Origin of the sequence: Flavobacterium sp. (assembly GCF_028712645.1) — a bacterium.
Lineage (GTDB): Bacteria > Bacteroidota > Bacteroidia > Flavobacteriales > Flavobacteriaceae > Flavobacterium.
The window spans coordinates 1-6,852 of sequence record NZ_JAQTPQ010000195.1 but is presented as its reverse complement, the minus strand read 5'-3'; the positions used below and the strand labels follow the sequence as shown (position 1 = coordinate 6,852).

General features: G+C 34.3%; 9 protein-coding genes and 2 pseudogenes. 1 reads left to right on the top strand and 10 read right to left on the bottom strand.

What is annotated here, in order from left to right; genetic code table 11:
* The 4 genes and pseudogenes from PHC28_RS13750 to PHC28_RS13735 form a co-directional block, all read right to left on the bottom strand.
* Positions 1 to 334 (bottom strand): annotated as a pseudogene (locus PHC28_RS13750) (nitrite reductase); the annotation flags it as partial.
* Between the two features lie 163 nt (positions 335 to 497).
* On the bottom strand, positions 498 to 1,742 hold the full coding sequence (locus PHC28_RS13745; protein ID WP_300101705.1) for a GTP-binding protein: 1,245 nt from the start codon (positions 1,740 to 1,742) through the stop codon (positions 498 to 500).
* 97 nt (positions 1,743 to 1,839) lie between these two features.
* Complete coding sequence (gene cysD, locus PHC28_RS13740) at positions 1,840 to 2,739, bottom strand: sulfate adenylyltransferase subunit CysD (RefSeq protein ID WP_300101700.1); 900 nt, start codon at positions 2,737 to 2,739, stop codon at positions 1,840 to 1,842.
* 113 nt (positions 2,740 to 2,852) lie between these two features.
* Complete coding sequence (locus PHC28_RS13735; RefSeq protein ID WP_300101695.1) at positions 2,853 to 3,554, bottom strand: phosphoadenylyl-sulfate reductase; 702 nt, start codon at positions 3,552 to 3,554, stop codon at positions 2,853 to 2,855.
* Positions 3,555 to 3,795: 241 nt separating this feature from the next.
* Between PHC28_RS13735 and PHC28_RS13730 the strand changes: the two genes are divergently transcribed.
* Positions 3,796 to 4,578 (top strand): sulfite exporter TauE/SafE family protein, encoded by a 783-nt coding sequence (locus tag PHC28_RS13730; RefSeq protein WP_300101690.1) that lies wholly within the window; start codon positions 3,796 to 3,798, stop codon positions 4,576 to 4,578.
* 198 nt (positions 4,579 to 4,776) lie between these two features.
* Here PHC28_RS13730 and PHC28_RS13725 read toward each other — a convergent pair whose 3' ends face one another.
* The 6 genes and pseudogenes from PHC28_RS13725 to PHC28_RS13705 form a co-directional block, all read right to left on the bottom strand.
* Positions 4,777 to 5,187 (bottom strand): Rrf2 family transcriptional regulator, encoded by a 411-nt coding sequence (locus PHC28_RS13725; protein WP_300101686.1) that lies wholly within the window; start codon positions 5,185 to 5,187, stop codon positions 4,777 to 4,779.
* A gap of 1 nt (position 5,188) precedes the next feature.
* Positions 5,189 to 5,623, bottom strand: a complete 435-nt coding sequence (locus PHC28_RS13720; RefSeq protein ID WP_300101681.1) for a putative toxin-antitoxin system toxin component, PIN family — start codon at positions 5,621 to 5,623, stop codon at positions 5,189 to 5,191.
* Positions 5,613 to 5,825 carry a hypothetical protein gene (locus PHC28_RS13715; protein ID WP_300101677.1) on the bottom strand — a complete coding sequence of 71 codons (213 nt, stop codon included), beginning with the start codon at positions 5,823 to 5,825 and terminating at the stop codon, positions 5,613 to 5,615. Before PHC28_RS13715 ends, PHC28_RS13720 begins: the two co-directional genes overlap by 11 nt.
* Positions 5,826 to 5,934: 109 nt before the next feature.
* Positions 5,935 to 6,018, bottom strand: a pseudogene (locus PHC28_RS18360) (transcriptional regulator); the annotation flags it as partial.
* Positions 6,019 to 6,034: 16 nt separating this feature from the next.
* Positions 6,035 to 6,685: a hypothetical protein gene (locus tag PHC28_RS13710; protein ID WP_300101672.1), complete on the bottom strand. Its 651-nt coding sequence runs from the start codon at positions 6,683 to 6,685 to the stop codon at positions 6,035 to 6,037.
* A gap of 89 nt (positions 6,686 to 6,774) precedes the next feature.
* Positions 6,775 to 6,852 (bottom strand): PLP-dependent transferase (locus PHC28_RS13705; RefSeq protein WP_300101712.1); only part of this gene is annotated, 78 nt, incomplete at its 5' end.

The window sequence follows — 6,852 nt, the reverse complement described above, 5'->3', positions numbered from 1 at the left end:
CTAATTCAGCCCAAAGCTCAGGAGTTCTATCCAAACTTACATAGTGAATCTGAATATCCTGATGAGTTGTAATATGCAAACGGCCTCTAGAATATTCGTCCGAAACATCTGAAATTCGCACTAATTGCTCGCTTGAAACTTTCCCAAAAGGCAATTTGATACGAATCATTTGAACGCCTTCTTGACGTTGTCCATAAACTCCTCTAGCCAAACGTAAGCTACGGAAACGTTCCTCGTCAATTTTCCCGTCACGGAATAAAGCAATTTTTCTTTCTAAATCTATGATGTCTTTTTGGACAATTGGGTCTTCTATTTCGGTTCTAAAACTCTGCATAATTATCCTCCCCCCAGCCCCCTCCGAAGGAGGGGGTGTCTAGTCTGGTATTTTTATATGTTAATATTTATTTTTTAACTTTTTACTTTTTATTTTACAAAAATCAAAACCAACACTAATCCGGTATTGGCTCCCCCTCCTTCGGAGAGGGCTGGGATGAGGACTATTTTATAAATCCAACTCCAGCGGTTGTATTGGTTGCCACATCTATCAAGATAAAAGCACCATTTGATTTGTTTTCGGTGTAAGCATCAAAATATAAAGCCTTGCTTAATTTTATATTGACTTCGCCAATTTCGTTAATGCTTAATTGTGTCGCTTCTTTAGTTCCCGAATAATCGGTAGAAATCGTGTTTTTTACAGCATCTATTTTTGCCAAAATACGATTTGTGTTGTGCTGAACTATATATTTTGTTCCTGCAACCAATTTTTTGCTGTCCATCCAGCAAATCGTGGTGTTGATGTCTTTTTCGATCCTTGGAAGTTCCTCTGATTTCACAATCATATCACCACGAGTTACGTTGATGTCATTTTCCAATTCCAAAACTATCGAAGAACCCGCTGTAGCTTCGTCAAATTGTTTATCGAAAAAGTGAATTTTCGAAACTTTCGATTCGGTCAATGAAGGAAGTACCGTTACGGCATCGCCTACTTTAATATTATTCCCATATAATTTTCCGGCATATCCTCTAAAATCGTGGTATTCTTCGGTTTTTGGTCTAATCACCGTTTGAACAGGGAAACGAACTTCTCCCTTTTCGAAAACATCTTTTGGCTCTAGACCTTCTAAATGTTCCAAAATAGTTTGTCCATCATACCAAGGCATATTTTCTGATTTATCCACCACATTTCCACCATTGATGGCGCTTAACGGAATGTAACTTACCACTTGTTCTTTGAACGTGCTTTTAGCATTCAAGGCTTGAAAATCGGCTTTGATTTTGTTGTACACTTCCTCAGAATAATCAACCAAATCCATTTTGTTTACGGCAACAATCACTTCTTTGACACGCAATAAATTATTGATAAAAAAGTGACGATAGGTTTGCTCAATAACTCCTTTTCGAGCATCAATCAAAATGATAGAAACTTGCGAAGTCGAAGCTCCGGTAACCATATTTCTGGTATATTCAACGTGACCCGGTGTATCTGCAATGATGTAACTTTTCTTGGCTGTCGAAAAATAAATGTGTGCTACGTCAATTGTAATTCCTTGTTCACGCTCAGCAACCAAACCATCGGTAGCCAATGAAAAATCAAGATAATCGTATCCTTTTTGTTTGCTGCTTTTTTCTATTGCTTCAATTTTATCGGTAGTCAACGATTTTGTATCGTATAATAATCTCCCGATTAATGTACTCTTTCCGTCGTCTACACTTCCTGCTGTTGCTATTTTTAAAACTTCCATTTTATATTTTTTGTTTCAGGTTTAAAGTTTCAAGTTCTAAAAACTCCTTTCCTTAAATCTTTTAATTTTTAAATCCTTAAATCTTTCAATTGGTATTCTAAAAGTATCCTTGTTGTTTTCTTTTCTCCATTGCGGCTTCAGAACGTTTGTCGTCTATTCTGGCTCCTCTTTCTGAAATGGTAGAAGTTCTGATTTCGCCAACAACTTCTGCAATTGTAGCAGCATACGATTCAACTGCAGCCGTACAACTCATATCTCCAACAGTTCTAAAACGAACAATTCTTTCTTCTACTTCCTCGTCTTCTTCTTGATAAACAAAAGGGGAATGTGACCAAATTAATCCGTCACGCAAGAAAGTTTTTCTTTTGTGCGAGAAATAAATTGATGGAATTTCGATTTGCTCTTGTTCGATATAACTCCAGACATCCAATTCGGTCCAGTTAGAAATGGGGAAAACACGAACATTTTGACCATTCTCGATTTTTCCGTTCAGCAAATCGAATAATTCAGGTCGTTGATTTTTTTCGTCCCATTGTCCAAAATCATCACGAACCGAAAAAATACGTTCTTTGGCTCTAGCTTTTTCTTCATCACGACGCGCTCCACCTATGCAAGCATCAAATTTGAATTCTTCAATTGCATCTAAAAGTGTAGTGGTTTGCAACATATTTCTACTTGAATAACGACCAGTTTCTTCAATTACTTTTCCTTCATCGATGGAATCTTGCACATTTCGAACAATTAATTCCAATCCTAATTCAGCAACCAATTTATCTCTAAATTCAATCGTTTCAGGAAAATTGTGTCCTGTATCAACGTGCAATAATGGAAACGGAATTTTTGCAGGAAAGAAAGCTTTTTGTGCTAAACGCACTAATGTAATAGAATCTTTTCCTCCAGAGAAAAGCAAAACTGGTTTATCAAACTGAGAAATAACTTCTCTAAAAATGTAAATCGCTTCGCTTTCGAGAGCATTTGTTTTTAATATGGAACTCATTGTATTTGTATTTTGCCACTTTTCACGAATTTTCTAATTACTAATTCAACAAGTTCTTTTAATTCGTGAAATTCGTGGCTGTTTTTATTTTATATATAAATCTTAATTTTTATTTATTTTTGATGCAACCCACACTCTTTATGACTGGATTCCCACCACCATCTTCCAGCTCTTATATCTTCGTCTGGTGTGATTGCTCGGGTACAAGGTGCACAACCAATGCTAACAAATCCTTTTTTATGAAGTGCATTTTGTGGCACGTTATTTTTTTCTAAATAATCTTCGACTTCTTTCAATGTCCATTTTAACAATGGATTGAATTTTATGATTTCGAACTTTTCGTCGTATTCAAAAAGAGATAAATCATTTCTATTCTCTGATTGTTCCGCTCGCAAACCTGTAATCCAAACAGCATTTCCTTTCAAAGCCTTAATCAATGGTGCTACTTTTCGAATGAAACAACATTCTTTTCTGTTTTCGACTGAATCGTAAAAGCTGTTTGGTCCTTTTTCTTCAAGTAATTTCTCTACTGCTGATGCTTCTGGAAAATAAACTTTGATTTCTTTTTTATACTTTTTTAAGGTCTTATGAAAAACATCGTAGGTTTCCTGAAATAATCTTCCTGTATCCAAAGTAAAAATGGTAATTGGCAAATCATTTGTTGCAATTAAAGCCGTAATCACTTGGTCTTCCTGCCCAAAAGAAGTCGAAAAAACAACTTTTCCTTTATATTCATTGGCCAAAAAAGACAAAGTTTCTTCGATGGAAAATCCTTTGGTTTTTTCTACTAATGTATTTACTAATGTTGAACTCATTTTATTTCTATTTTTTCCTCTCCCCAACCCTCTCCAAAGGAGAGGGTGAAAAGCGGATTTGGTTTTATTAAATCTATTATCCTATCGGTTTAGTAGATTAGTCCGCAAAAGTACTATTAATTTCTATATATCAAAATAATATCTGTTGTTTTTTAGATAAAAATATTTATTTTTTCAAATAGTCTATCTTGTCTATAGGATAATTGTTTAATTGTGTTATTTTTGTCGAAATTTTTATTTTATGGATTTTCAAATAGGATTAGTAATTGCAGGTTTAACAGTTGGTTTTGTAGTTGGATTAACAGGCGTTGGAGGCGGTTCTTTGATGACACCCATTTTATTATGGTTTGGTATTCCGCCAACAACTGCTGTTGGCACCGATTTATTATATGCGGCTTTTACAAAATTAGGAGGAGTTTATATTCATCATAAAAAACAGACTGTTAACTGGTCTATCACGGGTTGGCTTTCATTAGGAAGTATTCCTGCCGCTTTACTGACTTTATTGATTCTTCACAACCTGAAAACCGATACGACAGCAATGAATGCAATCATAAAATACAGTTTGGGTTGGGCGCTTCTTTTTACTTCGGTGGCCGTTTTATTCAAAAAAAGACTTTTAATATTTTCTCAAAAGCACGCTGGTGACAAATTTCATAAAGAGAGTAAAACTCAGAATGTGTTAACGGTCGCTATTGGAATAATGCTGGGAGTGACTGTGACCTTGACTTCGATTGGTGCTGGTGCTTTAGGAACGGTTACTTTATTTTTCTTGTATCCACTTTTGCCTACTCCTCGCCTAGTTGGAACCGAAATTGCTCACGCAGTTCCTTTAACTCTTGTGGCAGGATTAGGACACGCCTCAATGGGAAATTTAGATTTTGCATTATTAGGACAGCTATTAATGGGATCGCTTCCTGGAATTGTTATAGGAAGTTTGTTGAGCGGAAAAGTTCCAGATGTATTTCTAAGAAATGCTATCGCGATAATGTTATTTTTCGCGGGATATAAATTGGTTTTTTAGACCCTATCCAAAGTAGAGGGAGTCAAAACTGGAAAAAATATAGGTTTCATTAATATGACTATCGTTACTTGCACCAATTTTGAAAATGACACACGGATTTAAACCGATAAAAACGGATTTTCACCCTCTCCCCAACCCTCTCCAAAGGAGAGGGAGTCAAAACTGGAAAAAATATAGGTTTCATTAAATCCAAATAGACTAAAAAGCAATATCGGCAAGGGTGTTGTTTTCCAATATCATCAAGGTATTGTCACGAACTTCCATCATTAGTTTACGGACGGCGCAGGTCGCTTCATCTGTGCAATCATCGCATTTTTCATAAAAATTATGGCTGGCACAAGGCAACAAGGCAATGGGTCCTTCGAGAATACGATAGACTTTTGCCATATTAATGTCTTTGGGTTCTTTTATCAAATAATAACCGCCGCCTTTTCCTTTTTTGGCTCCAAGAAAACCAGAATGACGCAGGAGTAACAAAATACTTTCTAAAAACTTAATTGAAATATGTTCCGCTTTTGCAATATCAGCAATAGCGACTGGTGTTTGATCTTCTCGGCGTGCCAAAAAAGTCAACGCTTTTATTCCGTATTTTGTTTTTTTTGAGAGCATTTTAAAGATTTATTTTTTCAAGGTCATTTCGGGATAAAAAATCTGAAATTGTTTGTATCGAAGTTTTTTCAAATACCTCAATGTCTAACAAATCCCTATCTCCTGTTAAAAGAAAATTCGCTTTTCCATCTTTTGCTAGTGAGAGCAAGAAATTGTCTTTTGGGTCTCTACAAACAGTGGTTTTTGATTTTACAATAACAAAATCAGCATATTCATCAATAGTTTCTAGAATATTTTCTACATCTATTTTTGAAAAAAACCTTCTAAATTTAGGTCTTTTAGTTACCTCTAAAAACTCATCGAGTAATTCTTTACTAAAAACCAATACTGCTTTTTTTTCAAAAATCAGTTCATCAAGTTTGGAGAAATCTTTTGAAATTAAAAAACTTATCCAAAGATTAGTGTCTAAAATTATTCGACTAACTTTATTTGGCATAACGTTTTGCTCGGACCAACTCAACTTCTTTTGTAATTTCTTCTAACGATGGCACTAAAGCATCTTTTCCACGCAATTTTTTAAGAACCGCAGCGAAATCATTTTTTGGAGATTTACGAATAGCAATAAGATTTAAGTCTGCCAAATCTTTTAACAATTTAGCCGCTTTCGGATTTAAAATATCAATTTGTATTGTGTTCATAATTGCTAATTTACAGAAAAGAAACTTCTTGTACTAGGATTGTAAAGATAATTAGTTTTATAATACATTGCTCGACAAACGAATTGTTTTTTGGAAAATCAAAATTTTAAGCAATAGCAACAGGCGTTTGATCTTCTCGGCGTGCCAAGAAAGTCAAAGCTTTGATTCCGTATTTTGTTTTTTTTGAGAGCATTTTTGAAAATGTTTGATTATTTTAGAAACCTAAATAAAAGCCAAATTACAAAAAACACAACGCTTATTATCAAAATACGATTTCCTTGTTTCCTATCATTCTCTGAATAAGCGTAAATTCTATCCCCATTTGGCAATGTTTTTTTAAATGTCGCCAAATGCCAACCTATAAATATTCCTAAAAAACCACCCAGAACAGCAGTAATATAACCAATAATTATATATGTAGTTTGTCCTTCTTCTGGTTTAGAAAGTTCTTCAATTCTTTTGCTTTTGATTTTTTCAATTTCATCCGGAGTAATTTCTTTTCCTCTTTCTTTTAATAATCTTTTAGCTAAAGTAACATCAAACTGACTCCATTCATCACTAGCAGCAATTAACTCAAATAACTCCTTGTCAGTAAAACTCAATAAATAGTAATCCTTATCAATTTCGATACTTTCACTTTCTGCTTTTTCAATTAAAAAAGCATTTCCTTTTTCAAAATCACTTTTTTTTAGTTTGATACAAAACTCTTTTCCAAATCCATTATTTGCAAAAGTTGGATCAAAACTCAAAGAATTATCCTCAAGTACATATTCTAGTTTTTTTTCTTTGAAAAAATCCCCCAGTTCCGAGGCAGAATCTTGATCATTAAATTTTTGAAATGTTATGAATTCTTCTATCATATTTAGTATAAAATAATTAATCTGAAATTTAACACAAAACCCACGGTTTAAACCGTGGGCTATTTTGCAGGAATCAATAATTATAAATTTTAAGCCAAAGCCTGTTCCAAATCAGCAATTACATCTTTCACGGTTTCTAATCCTACGGAAACACGCACCAAACCATC

Excerpts from the sequence above, each read along its gene's own strand:
- PHC28_RS13745 (WP_300101705.1), bottom strand. The coding sequence starts at position 1,742 with ATGGAAGTTTTAAAAATAGCAACAGCAGGAAGTGTAGACGACGGAAAG.
- cysD (WP_300101700.1), bottom strand. The coding sequence starts at position 2,739 with ATGAGTTCCATATTAAAAACAAATGCTCTCGAAAGCGAAGCGATTTAC.
- PHC28_RS13735 (WP_300101695.1), bottom strand. The coding sequence starts at position 3,554 with ATGAGTTCAACATTAGTAAATACATTAGTAGAAAAAACCAAAGGATTT.
- PHC28_RS13730 (WP_300101690.1), top strand. The coding sequence starts at position 3,796 with ATGGATTTTCAAATAGGATTAGTAATTGCAGGTTTAACAGTTGGTTTT.
- PHC28_RS13725 (WP_300101686.1), bottom strand. The coding sequence starts at position 5,187 with ATGCTCTCAAAAAAAACAAAATACGGAATAAAAGCGTTGACTTTTTTG.
- PHC28_RS13720 (WP_300101681.1), bottom strand. The coding sequence starts at position 5,623 with ATGCCAAATAAAGTTAGTCGAATAATTTTAGACACTAATCTTTGGATA.
- PHC28_RS13715 (WP_300101677.1), bottom strand. The coding sequence starts at position 5,825 with ATGAACACAATACAAATTGATATTTTAAATCCGAAAGCGGCTAAATTG.
- PHC28_RS13710 (WP_300101672.1), bottom strand. The coding sequence starts at position 6,685 with ATGATAGAAGAATTCATAACATTTCAAAAATTTAATGATCAAGATTCT.